The sequence below is a fragment of the Kitasatospora saccharophila genome, from assembly GCF_039529925.1.
In the GTDB taxonomy this organism is placed as follows: domain Bacteria; phylum Actinomycetota; class Actinomycetes; order Streptomycetales; family Streptomycetaceae; genus Kitasatospora; species Kitasatospora saccharophila.
In genome coordinates this window covers 120,378-134,752 of the sequence record NZ_BAAANS010000006.1, presented here as the reverse complement: position 1 = coordinate 134,752, position 14,375 = coordinate 120,378, and the positions used below count along the sequence as shown (strand labels likewise).

The window sequence follows — 14,375 nt, the reverse complement described above, 5'->3', positions numbered from 1 at the left end:
TCCCCCTTCTCGATCGGGTGTTGGGGACTTCTGGGCCTAGTAACCGCGCGGGGCGGCGTGCAGGTGTTCGCCGACCCGGCGGACCAGGCGGGCCATCTCGTAGGCGACCAGGCCGAGGTCGGCGTCGGGTTCGGCGAAGACGGCCAGGCAGGAGCCCTGCCCGGCGGCCGCGACGAACAGGTAGCCGCGTTCCAACTCGACCATGGTCTGGCGTACTTCGCCGCCGTCGAAGTGCCGTCCGGCGCCCTTGGCCAGGCTGTGGAAGCCGGAGGCGACGGCGGCCAGGTGTTCGGCGTCCTCGCGGCCGAGGCCGGTGGAGTTGCCCATCGGCAGGCCGTCTGCGGAGAGCATGACGGCGAACCTGACCCGGGCGGTCCGGGTGGCCAACTCGTCGAGGAGCCAGTTGAGTTCGCCGCTCTGGCGGGTGGTGCCGATCATCGGGCACGGTCTCCTCTGTCGAAGGGGGTGTCGTCCGGTGCGGGGCCCCGGCCGCGCTGCCAGCCCTGCTGGAAGGCGGTCATCGCGGAGCGGGCCTGTTCGGGGTCGCGGTCGGCGGGTTCGGCGGGACGCAGCCCGGGCCGGGGCGGTTCGGGGGCGTCGCGCAGTTGTGGGGCGAGGCTGGCCTGCCGCACCCGGCGCGGGAGTTCGTCCTCCTGCTCGGCGGGCAGCGCGAGCGAGGGCAGCGCCGGTACGGGCGGTGCCTGCACGGTCGGGACCGGCGCGGGCGGCGCCACCGGGACCGGCCGCGAGACCGACGGCGGGGCCGGGGCCGGCCGCGGGGCGCCCAGCGGGGCGGCCGCGGGCGCGGGGGTCGGCGGCAACGGCCGGGCAGTCGGCGGGAGTTCCGGGACAGTGACCAACTCCCGTGCTTCCGGCCGGGGTTCGCTCTCGCGCTGGTCGAGCAGCTCGGTCGGCAGCAGCACGATCGCGGTGGTGCCGCCGTACGCGGAGGGGCGCAGCGAGACCTTGACGCCGTGCCGCTTGGCGAGGCGGCTGACCACGAACAGGCCGAGGCGGTCGCTGTCGAAGAGGTCGACCTGCTCGCTGGCGTCGATCCGCCGGTTGGCGTCGGCGAGGGCTTCGGGGCCCATGCCCAGGCCGCGGTCCTCGATCTCCAGGGCGTAGCCGTTGCCGACCGCCTCGCCGCGGATCTGCACCTTGGTGTGCGGGGGCGAGAACCCGGTGGCGTTCTCGACGAGTTCGGCGACCAGGTGGGTGAGGTCGGCGACGGCGGGGCCGGTGACGGCCGCGTACGGGAGGCGGTGGACGTCGACCCGGGCGTACTCCTCGACCTCGGCGACGGCGGCCCGGACCACGTCGGTGAGCGGGACGGGCTTGCGCCAGGCGCGGCCGGGGGCGGCGCCGGAGAGGATGATCAGGCCCTCGGCGTGCCGGCGCATCCGGGTGGTGAGGTGGTCGAGCCGGAACAGGTCGTCGAGTTCGGCCGGGTCCTCGGTGCGGCGCTCCATGGCGTCCAGCAGGGTGAGTTGGCGGTGCACCAGGACCTGGCTGCGGCGGGCCAGGTTGACGAAGACGCCGGAGACGCCGGAGAGCACCTCGGCGCGTTCGACGGCGGCGGTGACGGCGGCCCGCTGGACGCTGTCCAGGGCGTGGTGGACCTGGCCGATCTCGTCGCCGCCGTGGTCGCGCGGCGGCACCTCGGCGTCCACGTCGACCTCCTCGCCGGCCCGCAACCGCCGCATGGTGGCCGGGAGTTTGCGTCCGGCGAGTTCGAGCGCGGAGTTGCGCAGGGCGTGCAGTTCGGCGACCAGGCCGCGGCCGATCTGGACCGAGATCAGCAGCGAGGCGAGGACCGCGACCAGGCCGAGCAGCACGGTGGCGCCGGAGGTGCTGAACAGGCCCAGCGCGTAGGGGTTCGCGCGTTCGGCGGCGGCCGCGCCGGCCTGCCGCTCGACTCCGGCCAGGGCGCGCGCGACGGTGTCGGTGACGGCGGCCCAGCGAGTGTCGGAGACCGACTGCAGGGCGGCGGCCGGGTCCGCGGCGATGGTCAACTGTTCTTCGTAGCGCCGGAGTTCCTGGTACTCCGGGCTGCCGGTGACGGCGGCCAGCGCGGTGCGGTCGGCGGGGCGCAGGTCGGGGGCGGCGGTCTGCTCGAACTGGGCGCGGGCGTAGCCGGCCTGGACGATCTGCCGGTACTGCGCCTCGGTAAGCTGGCCGGCGCGCTGGGCGGCGCTCAACAGGGCGTCCTCGCGGGCGAGTTGTTCCCGGGAGCGGGCGAATTCGAGCAGCACCCGGGCGTCCGCGGCGACCCGGTGGTCCTGGAGGGCGGTGAGCGCGCCGGTCGCGGTGAGGGCGTCGTCCACGGCGGCGGTGTAGACGGTGTAGGCGTCGCTCCAGGAGACGCCGTGCGCCAGCACTTTGCCGCGCAGCGCGGGGAGGGCGCCGACCACCCGGCCGAGGGTGTCGAGGCGGTCGGCGGCCTCGGGGCCGAGCCCTTCGGCGTCGGCCCGGTTGTAGCCGGGGGCGAGGGTGAGCGGGGCGGCGGCCCGGTCGGTGTCCTGTCCGGCGGCGCGCAGCGCGGCCTCCCGGTCGGGGCCGGGGGCGGCCAAGTACTGTCCGGCGGCGGCGCGTTCGGCCTGCAGGGCGGTGACCGTGCGGTCCAGGGGGGTGCGCAGCCGGGCGTCGACGCCCTTGATCCGCAGCAGGTCCCAGACGTCCCCGGCGGCGGTGACGGTGGCGAACGCCCACAGCGCCATCACGGACACCACGGGGACCATCAGCACGGCGACGATCCGGGCCCGGACGGTGCGCGGCCGCAGGCCGACCCGGGTGGACACCGGGAGGGTGAGCGGCGTCTCGTCGGCGGGCGGTCCGGCGTGCGCCCCGCGCCGGGGGGTGCCGGGCCGGGTGCGGGCGGGTCCGCGCGGGGTGCTGGGGGCGGGCGGTCCGCTGCGGGAGGTGCCTCGGCTTGCGCGCATGGGTGTGGCGGCCTTTCGGGCTACGGGTCGTCGGGGCGGGGGGTGGCGGGGCGGTGCGGGCCGTGGGCGGTGCGGGCCGGACCGGCCGCGGCAGGACCCGGACGGGGCGCGGGCCCGGGCGAGGGGGCTCAGGCGGCGCGGCCGAGGTCCTCGACGGCGAGTTCGCCGGCCTCGCGGTAGGCGGCGCGTTCCTGCGCGGTCGGGGAGAGCGCGACGAAGGCGGAGGTGAGGAAGAGGAAGGAGCCGAGTCCGACGGCGAGCGGGAAGACGAACTGCATCGGGGTGGCGCCGCCGAGACCGGTGCGGGCGGGTTCCATGTGGACGTGCACGGCGGCCATCCCGACGTAGTGCATGCAGCTGACGGCGACGCCCATCACCAGCGCGGCCGCGGCGGCGGCGTACACGTTGCGGATGGTGACGGCGGCCCAGAGCGCGGCGGTGGCGGCGGCGACGGCGATCAGCACGGACAGCGCCACGGTGCCCGCCTGGTAGCGCAGTTCGCCGTGGATCCGGACCGCGGACATGCCGAGGTAGTGCATCGCGGCGACGCCGACGCCGGTGGTGAGGCCGCCGAGCAGCAGGCTGCGGCCGCGGTGCCGGCCGTAGCCGACCACGAACACGCCGAGGCCGACCACGGCGATCGCCACCAGCAGGCTGAGGATGGTCAGCGGGACGTCGTAGCGCAGGTCGGTGCCGTCGACGGTGAAGCCGAACATCGCGACGAAGTGCATCGTCCAGATGCCGGAGCCGATCGCGGCGGCGGCGGTGAGCAGCCAGTTGCGCCGGGAGGCGCCGGTGGCGGACAGGGCGCGCAGGGTGCAGCGCAGGCCGAGGGCGGCGCCGACGCAGGCCATCGCGTAGGAGAGCGTCGGCGTGAGCCAGCCGAAGCTGAAGTGGTCCATCGATCCCATCGGTGCCTCCCGCGAGAGGTGTCTGCCGCTCGCCCGTGCTCTGGTGTTCAGGGATCGTGGACGCTACCCAGGGTTCATGAATGGTCACCGGAAGATGTGAAAAGCACCCCGCACCATGGGGGTTCTGTGTTCGAATGGTCCGACGACGTGTGCCCGCCCGACGGCTCCCCGGGGCGGGCCGTCCCGGGAATCCGCTGCGCGCCGTCGGCCGGACCCGGTACTCTCCGCCTGCTTCCCGGTCGAACCACTCCCCTGAGGAACAGCGTGTCCATACCCGTCCCGCCCCGGGTGCCCGCTCGTACCGGGCTTCCCGCGACCACGGACACCGGCCCTGCGCGCCCACCCAGCCGCCGTGTGCCGATCCACCCCGACCATCCGAGCAGCCCCCGCAACGCCGCCGTCCCGCCGATCCAACGCCTCGAAGAACCCCGCCTTCACACCCTCAAAACCCACGATCCCCGCAACTCCCCGAACTCAGGGTGTTGCGGGGATCGCTAGGGCCCAGCCACGCCGGAGCGGAGCCGTCGTCGTTGCTGTCGGCGGGCCGCCCGCCGGGGTCAGCCGCGCGGGGTGAGCCGGACCCGGGCCGGGCCGCGCACTTCGAGGGTGATGCCCTGCCCGAGCGGCACCTCCCGGTCGACCGTGGTGACCTCGAAGCCGCGCAGCAGGACGGCCAGTGCGAGCACCGACTCCAGCATCGAGAAGTGCTGGCCGATGCAGGCCCGCGGCCCGCCGCCGAACGGGAACCAGGCGTAGCGGTGCCGGGCGGCCTCCCGCTCGGGGGTGAAGCGCTCGGGGTCGAAGCGCTCCGGCTCCTCCCAGTGCGCGGGGTGGCGGTGGGTGACGTACGGGGCGACCAGGACGTCCGCGCCGGCCGGGACGGGGACGCCGCCGATCACGGTGTCCGCGACGGCCCGGCGGCCGACCGCGGGGGCGGCCGGGTAGAGCCGCATGGCCTCCTTCAGCACCCGGGTGAGGTACGGGAGTTCGGCGTAGTCGGCGGCGGTGGGCCGACGGCCGTCGCCGAGCAGGTCGGCGACCTCCCGGTGGGCCCGGGCCTGCTCCTCGGGGTGCCGGCCGAGCAGGTGCAGGGCGAAGATCAGCGAGGTGGCGGTGGTCTCGTGGCCCGCCAGCAGGAAGATCAGCACCTGTTCGCGCAGCTCGGTGGCGTCCAGCCGCTCGCCGTCCTCGCCGCGGGCGTCGGCGAGCAGGCCGAGCAGGTCGTCGGCGGCCCCGTCCCCCCGGGCGGCGCGGCGAGCGATGATGCCGTCGCAGACCTCGTACAGGGTGCGTTCGGCGGCGAGCGCCTTGCGGTGGCCGGGCAGCGGCCACTTCCGGGGCAGGCGCAGCGGGGAGAAGGCGCGGTCGCGGACGAAGTTGTTGAGGACGGGGAAGGCGTGGTGGACGGTCTCGACGGCCTCCTCGACGTCCTGGCCGAACAGGATCCGGGAGACGGTGCGCAGCGCGAAGCGGTTCATCTCCTCGCCGAGGTCGACGGTGCCGCCGGGGGCGGCGGCCCAGCGGGCGGCGAGCGCCTCGGCCTCGGCGCCGATGGCGTCGGCGTACCGGTCGACCCGCTTGCGGGTGAACAGCGGCTGGACCAGGCGGCGCTGGCGCAGGTAGTCGGCGTCCTGGGCGGTGAGCAGGCCGTTGCCGAAGCTCTCCCGGATCTCGCCGTAGAAGACGTTGTCCTTGCGGAAGTTGGCGGCGTCGGTGGCGAGCACCTGCTGGACGGCCTCGGGCGAGAAGACCATCCAGAGCTCGGCGCGCAGGCCGGGCGGGCCGGCCTGGAGGCGGATCACGTCGCCGTGGTCGCGCCGGGCGGAGAGGTAGGTGGCGAGGGCGTCGCGCTTGAGGTCGAGCAGCGAGCCGATCAGCGGCAGGCCGGGCGGGCCGGGCACGCGGGTGGCGGTCATGGAGTCCCCCTCCGTCGACGGGCGAACCCCCGTGCGGTGGTGGTTCGCTGAAACCGCGTCAGTATCCCCCGGTGGGTGGTGGAGTGCGAGGACGCGTTCCGGCGGAGGGGCGACGGGCCTTGAGGTATTGCACATGCAACCCTTAAGTTCGTCTTAAGGTCGCTTGTGCGATGAGACAGCAGTCCTGAGCCCCGCAGCTGCGGCACTATGATCACCTGATCGCACCCCCACCCTCTCCCGCCACCGCCCACACGACCAGGGGAAACCATCCATGCGCAGCGTCAGACGACTCCTCGCCGCCTCCGCCGTCCTCGCCCTCGCGGCCGGTCTGACGGCCTGCAGCGGCTCCGGCGGCGGCTCCACCTCGAACAACCCCGCCCCGGCCCGCCCCGAGGTCAAGGGCACGGTGACGGTGTTCGCGGCGGCCTCGCTGAAGGAGTCCTTCACCGAGCTGGGCAAGCGCTTCGAGGCGGCCTACCCGGGCACCACGGTGACCTTCAACTTCGGCGGCTCCTCCGCGCTGGCCCAGAACATCGTCTCCGGCGCCCCGGCCGACGTGTTCGCCGCGGCCAGCCCCGCCACCATGAAGACCGTCACCGACGCCAAGCTGACCGGCGGCGACCCGACGGTGTTCGTCCGCAACACCCTGGAGATCGCGGTCGCCAAGGGCAACCCGAAGAACATCACCGGCCTGAAGGACCTCAAGGGCGTCAAGACCGCGCTGTGCGCCAAGGAGGTGCCGTGCGGCGCCGCCGCCGTCACCGCGCTGGGGGCGGCCGGCGTGGAGCTCACCCCGGTCACCTACGAGCAGGACGTGAAGGGCGCCATGACCAAGGTCGAACTGGGCGAGGTCGACGCCTCGCTGGTGTACCAGACCGACGTCAAGGCCGACTCGGCGAAGATCGAGGGCGTGAACTTCCCCGAGGCCGCGCAGGCGGTCAACGACTACCCGGTCGCCACCCTGGCCAAGGCCCCCAACGCCAACGGCGCGGCCGCCTTCCTCGGCTACATCGGCTCCGCGGACGCCCGCCGGGTGTTCACCGACGCCGGCTTCCAGGCGCCGTGACGCCGAGCACCCCCCGCACCACCACCGCACCACACCCCCGGGGCCGGCGGCGGCCCCGGGGGGCCGGGCGGGTCCCCGCCGCGCTGCTGCTGCCCGCGCTGCTCGGCCTGGCCTTCCTGGTCCTGCCGCTGCTCGGGCTGCTGGTGCGCGCCCCGTGGAGCGCGCTGCCCCAGCTGCTGACCGAGCCCGAGGTGTGGCAGGCGCTCAAGCTCTCGCTGCTCTCCGCGACCCTGGCCACCGGCGTCGCCCTGGTGCTCGGCGTCCCGCTGGCCTGGCTGCTGGCCCGCACCGAGTTCCCCGGCCGCCGCCTGGTGCGCGCCCTGGTCACCCTGCCGCTGGTGCTGCCTCCCGTGGTCGGCGGCGTGGCACTGCTGCTGGTGCTGGGCCGCAACGGCATCCTGGGCCGCTGGCTGGACTCCTGGACCGGCATCACCCTCCCCTTCACCACCACCGGGGTGGTGCTCGCCGAGGCGTTCGTCGCGATGCCGTTCCTGGTGATCAGCGTGGAGGGCGCGCTGCGGGCCGCCGACCCGCGCTACGAGGAGGCCGCCGCCACCCTGGGCGCCTCCCGGCTGACCGCTTTCCGCCGGGTCACCCTGCCGCTGGTCGCCCCCGGCATCGGGGCCGGCGCGGTGCTGGCCTGGGCCCGGGCGCTGGGCGAGTTCGGCGCCACCATCACCTTCGCCGGGAACTTCCCCGGCCGCACCCAGACCATGCCACTGGCCGTCTACCTGGCCATGGAGTCCGACCCGGAGGCGGCGATCGCCCTGAGCCTGGTCCTGCTCACCGTCTCCGTCGCGGTCCTCGCCGGACTGCGCGACCGCTGGATGTCCGCGCCGTGAAGCCCCCCGCCACCGACGGCCCCACCGCGGACGCCCGCCCCGCCCTGGACGCCCGGCTGACCGTCTCCCGGGGCCCGTTCACCCTGGACGTGCCGCTGGCCGCCGAGCCCGGCGAGGTGCTGGCCCTGCTCGGCCCGAACGGCGCCGGCAAGTCCACCGCCCTGCGCGCGCTGGCCGGACTGCTGCCGCTCACCGACGGGCACCTGCACCTGGACGGCACCCCGCTCGACTCCCCCGCCGACGGCGTGTTCCGGCCCGCCGAGCAGCGGCCGATCGGCGTGGTCTTCCAGGACTACCTGCTCTTCCCGCACCTGTCCGCGCTCGACAACGTCGCCTTCGGCCCGCGCTCCCGGGGCCTGCGCAAGGCCGCCGCCCGGGCCGAGGCGCTGCCCTGGCTGGAGCGGATGGGCCTGGCCGAGCACGCCGGACGCCGCCCCGCGAAGCTCTCCGGCGGCCAGGCCCAGCGCGTCGCCCTGGCCCGGGCCCTGGCCGTCCGCCCCCGCCTGCTGCTGCTGGACGAACCGCTGGCCGCGCTGGACGCCCGCACCCGGCTCGACGTGCGGGCCGAACTGCGGCGCCACCTCGCCGAGTTCGAGGCCGTCGCGGTGCTGGTCACGCACGACCCGCTGGACGCGATGGTGCTCGCCGACCGGCTGGTGGTGATCGAGGGCGGGCAGGTGGTGCAGAGCGGTCGGCCCGCCGAGGTCGCCCGGCACCCGCGCACCGACTACATCGCCCGGCTGGTCGGCCTCAACCTCTACCAGGGCACCGCCGACGGCCGCCGGGTCACCCTCCCCGACGGCCCCGCGCTGGCCACCGACGAGGACCTGACCGGCCCCGCGTTCGTCGCCTTCCCGCCCGACGCGGTCACCCTGCACCGCCACCGCCCCGAGACCAGCGCCCGCAACCTCTTCCCCTGCACCGTCGCCGGACTCGACCTGCACGGCGACCGCTTCCGGGTCGACCTCACCGGCCCCCTCCCGATGGCCGCCGACCTCACCCCCACCGCCGCCGCCGAACTCGACCTGACCCCCGGCACCCGGGTCTGGGCCGCCGTCAAGGCCACCCAGACCCACGCCTACCCGGCCTGAGCCGGCCGACCGGCGGCCGGGCCCGGATCCCGTGGGCGGTTAATTCGTTGGTGCGGGAAGCGCGTCGGCCCTAGGGTGGCGGTCGCGGGCGGCTCCGCGGCGTGCTTCCTTCTCCCTTTTCCGAAAAGAACCAGCGCGCCCCCTCTCCGCCCGCTTCTTCGTCTTCCGCCTCCCCCTGGGGGTTCCTTCCGCATGCCCCGAGCCATCCCGGTGACGTTCGACGTCCGTGTCGACCTCGACCTCGGCTCCTTCCTGCTCCGTCGCCGCACCGCCGTCGCGGTGGACCCGGCCGGGCTGCTGCCCGCCGCCGACCCGTGGAGCCTGCGCGGGCTGACCGCGCTGGACGCCGACCTGGCGAACCGCGGCTACCTGCTGACCGTCGAACTGCGCTCCGCGCTGGCCCGGTTGGCGCCGCTGCGGCTGGCCGAGCTGGGCGGCGCGCTGCTCGGCCGGATCGACCACCTGCTGGGCACCCACCGCGAGCACACCCCGCTGTTCCGCCGTTTCCCGGACGCGGTGCCGGAGGTCGCACAGCTGCACCACAGCCGCCGGATGCGGGCGTTCCTGCGCGCCCAGCCGCACCAGCCGTGCGCCCGCTGCGGGCGGCGCGGCGCGGAGGTCGGCATCGGCCTGCTCGCCCCGTGCGCGCACCTGCTGTGCCCGGACTGCCTGGACGCGCAGGAGGGCGCGCCGCGCTGCCCGTCCTGCGGGACGGCGCTGGCCGTCCACCCGTTCCTGTTCGGCGGCAAGCGCAAGGCCGTGCGCGAGCAGGCCCCGCCGCGCAAGGGCGACCCGGAGCCGCGGGAGCCGCGCGGTTCGGTGCTGCGCCCGCTGCGGTTGCTGAACGAGGACGAGACCACGGCCGCGCTGGCCGAGCTGACCGGTCTGCTGACCCGCCGCACGCCGCTGAACCCGCAGGACCGCGACGACCTGGCCACCCTGCTGGCGCACGCCCCGGCGGACCTGGCGGCGCTGCTGCCCGCCGAGGTCCCGGTCCGCGAGACCAAGGCGCTGGCGCTGGCCGAACTGCTGCGCCGCGAGGGCGCGTCGGCGCTGCCGGCGCTGGCCGAGCGGCTCACCACCGCCACCGACGTGCTGCGCCTGCTATGGGCGCACTCGGGCGCCGAGCCGGACCTGCTGCCGGGCACGGCCCGCCGACTGCGGCTGCGCAAGCTGCCGCGGCCGCTGCGCCGCGGCCTGCTGGGCGTGCTGGACGCGCTGCCGACCGCCTCGCTGGCCGAGGACCTCCGTCGCCACCGCGAACCCTGGCTGCGCGTGGGCGAGTTGCTGCACCCGTTCGAGTACGTCCGCCAGTTCCCGTCCGCGGCGGCGGCGTTCGCGCTGCTGCGCGGCACCGACCTGGACGCCGCCCCCGCCGCTCTCGCCGAGCCGCCCGCGCCGCTGCGGGTGGAGCGGGTGCGCGGCCGCCGCCGGGTGGCCCACACCGGGTTCGCCAGCCGGGTGGAGGGCCTGCTCGCGGTCGGCGACGTCTCCGGCGCACTGGCCGAACTGGCGCACCGGCCGGGCGAGTTGGTGCGCCGCCTGCACCACCTGCTGCGGGTGCACACGATCATGGCGCCCGGTGCGCCGGCGCCCGCCGAGCTGTCGGCGGTGCTGGCCCGGGCGCTGCCCCGGGTCGGCCCGGGGCCGCTGCTCGGCGCCTACGGCCGGCTGCGCGGCCCGCGCTCCGCGGGCGAGCGGCGGCTCTACTTCCCGCGCGGGCTGGTCTCGTCGGCGCACGGGCGGGAGGACCACGGCACCGTCGTCCCGGCCGCGCTGAGCGGCCCGGTGGTCGCCGCGATCGAGGCCGAGCTGCTCCGGCGGTCCGCCGCGACGCTGCCCGAGCCGCCCGAAGTCGCCCTGCTGGACGAGGCGTTGACCGGCATGTCGGTGCCGTTCGCGGAGCGTGCGGCGTCCCGGGCGCTGGTGTCGGTACCGCGCGGCAGCCTGCTGCCGCTGCCGCCGGGCGAGCGGCTGCGGCTGTTCCTGCACTGGGTGCAGCCGCACCACCAGCGCGTCGACCTGGACCTGTCGGTGGCCCTGTACGACGCCGACTGGACGTTCCGGGGCCGGTGCGACTACACGCAGCTGTCGTTCGGGCGGCAGGCCGCCGTGCACTCCGGCGACTACGTCGCGGCCCCGCCGCCGAAGGGCGCCAGCGAGTTCGTCGACCTGGACCTCGCCGCGCTGGAGGCCGCCGGGGCGCGCTACGCGGTGATGGTCGTGTTCAGCTACAACGACGTGTCCTTCGACCGGCTCCCGGAGGCGTTCACCGGTTTCGCCGGGATCGACGACGGCCGTCCGGGCGGCGGGCCGCTGTCGGCCCGGGCCGTCCGGCAGCGGATGGACCTGACCGGGGACGCCAAGGTGTCCGTCCCGCTGATCGTCGACCTGGCGGAGCGCCGCTTCACCTGGACCGACCTCAACACCTCGGCCACCGGCGGCTACCACAGCGTCGCCCGGCACCGGGACGAGCTGGCCGCGCTCTGCGCCGACGTGCTCGACCACTTCGCCCCCGACCGGCGCGCCACCCTGTGGGACGTGGCCTGCGCCCGGGCCGCCCACACCACCGGCGAGGTGCTGGTGCGCGGCCTGGACGGCACCGTCCGCCGCTGGCGGCGCGAACCCGCCGAGCAGCTCGGCGAGTTCGCCGAGCGGCTGCGCCTGCGGCACGCCCCGGACGGGCCGCCGGTCAGCGGGCCGCTGCCCGAACTGCTCGCCGGGCGACGGGCGTTCCTCGCCCTGCTGGAGGCCGACCTGCCCGCCGCGGCGGGCCTGCACGGCGAGCTGTACCGCCTGCACCCCGGCCCGCTGGACGCCGCACCGGACGCCCTGCGCCGCCTCACCGCCCCCGACCTGGTCGCCACCCTCGCCCCGGCACCCTGAGCACCCCGCCAGTCTGCGCACACCGCCAGCCTGAGCACCCCGCCCCCTGAGCGCCCCGGCACCGTCCCGCCCGCACGCCCCGCCCGCAGGCCCGCCGCCGTCCCGTACAGTGGCGGGCATGCATCGCGGCGTCCTGCCCCCTCCCGCTCGCTGAGCGGGCGGCCGGCCACTTCCTGAGCCCGCCCGGGCCCGTCCCCCTCCGTGGACGGCCGCCCCGGGCCGGTCGGTGCTGCCCGCTTCCGTGGCCCACCGACCGTGACGGCTTACCGGGAGTCCCCCGTTGTCCTCCTTCTCTTCCTCCTCCGCCCTGCCCGCCCGGCGGGGCCTGCTGTACGTCGCCCTCGCCGCCACCGCCTGGGGCACCGCCGGGGCGGCGGCCGCGCTGCTGTTCCAGCGCAGCGGCCTCGGCCCGCTGGCCCTGACGTTCTGGCGCTCGGTCGGCGGCGCGGCCGTGCTGCTGGCGCTGCGCCCGTTCGCCCCGGCGCGCCGGGCCCCGCGGCCCGCCGTGCACCGGATCCTGCTCAACGGCCTGGGGCTGACGCTGTTCCAGGCCGCGTACTTCCTGGCCGTCCGGGACGCCGGACTGGCCGTGGCCACCGTGGTGACGCTCGGGTCGGCGCCGGTGCTGGTGGCGTTCGGCGGGCGGCTGCTGATGGGCGAGCGGCTCGGCCGGGCCGGGCTGGCGGCGGTGGCCGGGGCGGTGCTCGGCCTGGGCGTGCTGGTGCTCGGCGGCGGCGCGGCCGGGGTCGGCGGCGGGTCCGAACCGGCGGGCCTGGCCTGGGCGTTGGTCTCGGCGGCGGGTTACGCGGCGATCACCGTGGCCACCCGGCACCGGGCGGCGCGCACCGGCGCCGCCGACGACCCGGCGGCCACCACCCTGTGGTCGTTCGGGGTGTGCGCGGTCTGCCTGTTCCCGTTCGCCCTGGTCGAGGGCGCGCTGCCGTCCACCGGTGCGCTGCCCTCGACGCTGCTGCTGCTCGGCTACCTCGCCACCGTGCCGACCGCCCTCGCCTACGCGCTGTACTTCGCGGGGGCGGCGGTGATCCGGGCCGCGACGGCCTCGGTGGTGGCGCTGATCGAGCCGCTCAGCGCCACCGTGTTCGCGGCGGCCGTGCTGGGCGAGCCGCTGACCCCGGCGGCACTGCTGGGCATGGCGGTGCTGCTGCTGTCGGTGACGGCGCTGGCCCGGTCGGAGCTGCGCGGTTGAACTGACGGACCGTCATGAATCTTCCGATTCACCTTCACAGGCTGGAAGTTGAGTCGGCCGTTCGCCAACGCCGGCTATGGTGAACATGCCGTTCCGCTCTGCCGGGCGGCCCGTCCGCCCGTAGCGCCGCCGTGGCGCGGCCCTGCCGTCGGACCATCGGGTGGGGTCGGGGGTGGTCAGCGGGCCCGGACCGTCAGCCGGCACCGCACGGGCACCTGCACGGTGCGGAAGCGGACCCGCGGGGCGGAACCGGCCGGGAGCAGCCGCCACTTGGCGAGCAGGGTGGCGGTCACCACGGCGACCGAGGCCATCGCGAAGTGGTCGCCGGGGCACTTGCGGGGGCCGGCCCCGAACGGGAGGTAGGTGTGGTCCCGGGCGGACGGGCCGCTCTCCGGCCACCGGGCGGGGACGAAGTCCGCGGGGTCCGGGTAGGCGGCCGGGTCGTGGTGGAACTGGTGGGGGCTCAGGTAGACGTCGGTGCCCGCCGGGAGGCGGTGGCCCCCGAGTTCGGCGGGGCGGACGGCGGTGCGCACCAGCATCCAGGTCGGCGGCCGCAGCCGCAGGGTCTCCACGATGGTGCTGTGCAGGAACGGCATCCGGGACAGGTCGGCGTGGGTGCCCGGCCCGTCGGGGGCGGCCTCGGCGATCTCGTCGGCGATCCGCTGCTGGAGGTCCTGGTGCCGGGCCAGGTGGTGCAGCAGCCAGGCCAGCGCGCTGTGGGTGGATTCGCCGCTGGCCATCAGGAGCGAGACGAAGTAGTCGCCGACCTCCGCCGCGGAGAGCGGTTCACCCGGGTCGTCGGGGCCCGCCGCGGTGAGGGCGGCGAGCAGCCCGGCCGCCCGGGGGTCGTCCCGGTACTTCGGGAGGGCGGTGGCCTCGGCCCGGCGCAGGGCCTCCAGGGCGGGGCGCAGCCGCCGTTCCAGCAGCGGCATCGCGCGGGCGGGCAGCAGGGCGCAGAGGTAGAGCGAGGACAGCAGCCGTTCGGAGGCCGCGGCGAGCCGGTCGACCTCGGCGGTCGGGACGACGGGCAGCATGGTCCGCACGGCGCTGCGGTGGACGTACGGCGCGACGGCCTCCATCGCGTCGATCCGGCGGCCGGCCCGCCAGCCCTCGACCAGCCGCCGGGCCTCCAGGCACATCGCGGGGACGGCCTCGACGATCCGGGTCCGGTGGAAGGCGGGCTGGAGGCGGCGGCGCAGCCGGAGGTTGAGCGGGCCGGGGGCGACGCCGAGGATGTCGCCGAGGACGGTGCGGGCGTTGCCGTAGAAGTGGCCGTCCTTGTCGAAGGCGTCGGTGCGGGTCACCAGGACGGTGTGGGCCAGTTCGGGGTCGGTGACCAACACGCCGGGCCGGTTCCAGAGCCTGACCTGCTGGACGGGGTGGCCGGTCTCGGCGCAGCGGCTCAGCCAGCCGGTCGGGTCGCGCAGCAGGGCGGGGGCGTGGCCGGCGAACGGCACGGCTCCGGGGGCCAGGGGCGCGGAGAGGTGGGGCACGGGAAGTTCCTCGGAGGGGCGGTG

The 14,375-nt window shown here is 76.0% G+C and carries 10 protein-coding genes; 5 read left to right on the top strand and 5 right to left on the bottom strand.

The window, feature by feature from the left end; all coding sequences use genetic code 11:
* Positions 1–36: 36 nt before the first annotated feature.
* From ABD345_RS06845 to ABD345_RS06830, 4 genes are all read right to left on the bottom strand, one after another.
* Positions 37–438: a roadblock/LC7 domain-containing protein gene (locus ABD345_RS06845; protein ID WP_344550902.1), complete on the bottom strand. Its 402-nt coding sequence runs from the start codon at positions 436–438 to the stop codon at positions 37–39.
* Complete coding sequence (locus ABD345_RS06840; protein ID WP_344550901.1) at positions 435–2,939, bottom strand: sensor histidine kinase; 2,505 nt, start codon at positions 2,937–2,939, stop codon at positions 435–437. Before ABD345_RS06840 ends, ABD345_RS06845 begins: the two co-directional genes overlap by 4 nt.
* Before the next feature lie 128 nt (positions 2,940–3,067).
* The gene (locus ABD345_RS06835; RefSeq protein ID WP_344550900.1) at positions 3,068–3,850 is read right to left on the bottom strand and encodes an MHYT domain-containing protein; all 783 of its coding nucleotides are present in this window, start codon (positions 3,848–3,850) and stop codon (positions 3,068–3,070) included.
* A 557-nt stretch (positions 3,851–4,407) separates the two neighbouring features.
* A complete protein-coding gene (locus tag ABD345_RS06830) occupies positions 4,408–5,766 on the bottom strand; it encodes a cytochrome P450 (RefSeq protein WP_344550897.1) in 1,359 nt (452 codons plus the stop codon).
* A 271-nt stretch (positions 5,767–6,037) separates the two neighbouring features.
* Here ABD345_RS06830 and modA point away from each other — a divergent pair, with 271 nt between their 5' ends.
* The 5 genes from modA to ABD345_RS06805 all read left to right on the top strand — a co-directional run bounded on the left by modA (position 6,038) and on the right by ABD345_RS06805 (position 12,858).
* On the top strand, positions 6,038–6,832 hold the full coding sequence (gene modA / locus ABD345_RS06825; RefSeq protein ID WP_344550896.1) for a molybdate ABC transporter substrate-binding protein: 795 nt from the start codon (positions 6,038–6,040) through the stop codon (positions 6,830–6,832).
* Positions 6,829–7,674: an ABC transporter permease gene (locus ABD345_RS06820; RefSeq protein WP_344550895.1), complete on the top strand. Its 846-nt coding sequence runs from the start codon at positions 6,829–6,831 to the stop codon at positions 7,672–7,674. The genes modA and ABD345_RS06820 overlap by 4 nt, the downstream gene beginning before the upstream one ends.
* Positions 7,671–8,765 (top strand): ABC transporter ATP-binding protein, encoded by a 1,095-nt coding sequence (locus tag ABD345_RS06815; protein ID WP_344550894.1) that lies wholly within the window; start codon positions 7,671–7,673, stop codon positions 8,763–8,765. The genes ABD345_RS06820 and ABD345_RS06815 overlap by 4 nt, the downstream gene beginning before the upstream one ends.
* A gap of 192 nt (positions 8,766–8,957) precedes the next feature.
* Positions 8,958–11,651, top strand: coding sequence for an MXAN_6230/SCO0854 family RING domain-containing protein (locus tag ABD345_RS06810; protein WP_344550892.1), 2,694 nt, complete (start codon positions 8,958–8,960; stop codon positions 11,649–11,651).
* Between the two features lie 280 nt (positions 11,652–11,931).
* A complete protein-coding gene (locus ABD345_RS06805) occupies positions 11,932–12,858 on the top strand; it encodes a DMT family transporter (RefSeq protein WP_344550891.1) in 927 nt (308 codons plus the stop codon).
* A 176-nt stretch (positions 12,859–13,034) separates the two neighbouring features.
* Here the strand turns inward: ABD345_RS06805 and ABD345_RS06800 are convergent, their stop codons facing one another.
* A complete protein-coding gene (locus ABD345_RS06800) occupies positions 13,035–14,351 on the bottom strand; it encodes a cytochrome P450 (protein WP_344550890.1) in 1,317 nt (438 codons plus the stop codon).
* Positions 14,352–14,375 lie beyond the last annotated feature (24 nt).

Bases quoted from the DNA above. Each gene is read 5' to 3' on its own strand.
- ABD345_RS06830 (WP_344550897.1), bottom strand. From the start codon at position 5,766: ATGACCGCCACCCGCGTGCCCGGCCCGCCCGGCCTGCCGCTGATCGGC.
- modA (WP_344550896.1), top strand. From the start codon at position 6,038: ATGCGCAGCGTCAGACGACTCCTCGCCGCCTCCGCCGTCCTCGCCCTC.
- ABD345_RS06845 (WP_344550902.1), bottom strand. From the start codon at position 438: ATGATCGGCACCACCCGCCAGAGCGGCGAACTCAACTGGCTCCTCGAC.
- ABD345_RS06840 (WP_344550901.1), bottom strand. From the start codon at position 2,939: ATGCGCGCAAGCCGAGGCACCTCCCGCAGCGGACCGCCCGCCCCCAGC.
- ABD345_RS06835 (WP_344550900.1), bottom strand. From the start codon at position 3,850: ATGGGATCGATGGACCACTTCAGCTTCGGCTGGCTCACGCCGACGCTC.
- ABD345_RS06810 (WP_344550892.1), top strand. From the start codon at position 8,958: ATGCCCCGAGCCATCCCGGTGACGTTCGACGTCCGTGTCGACCTCGAC.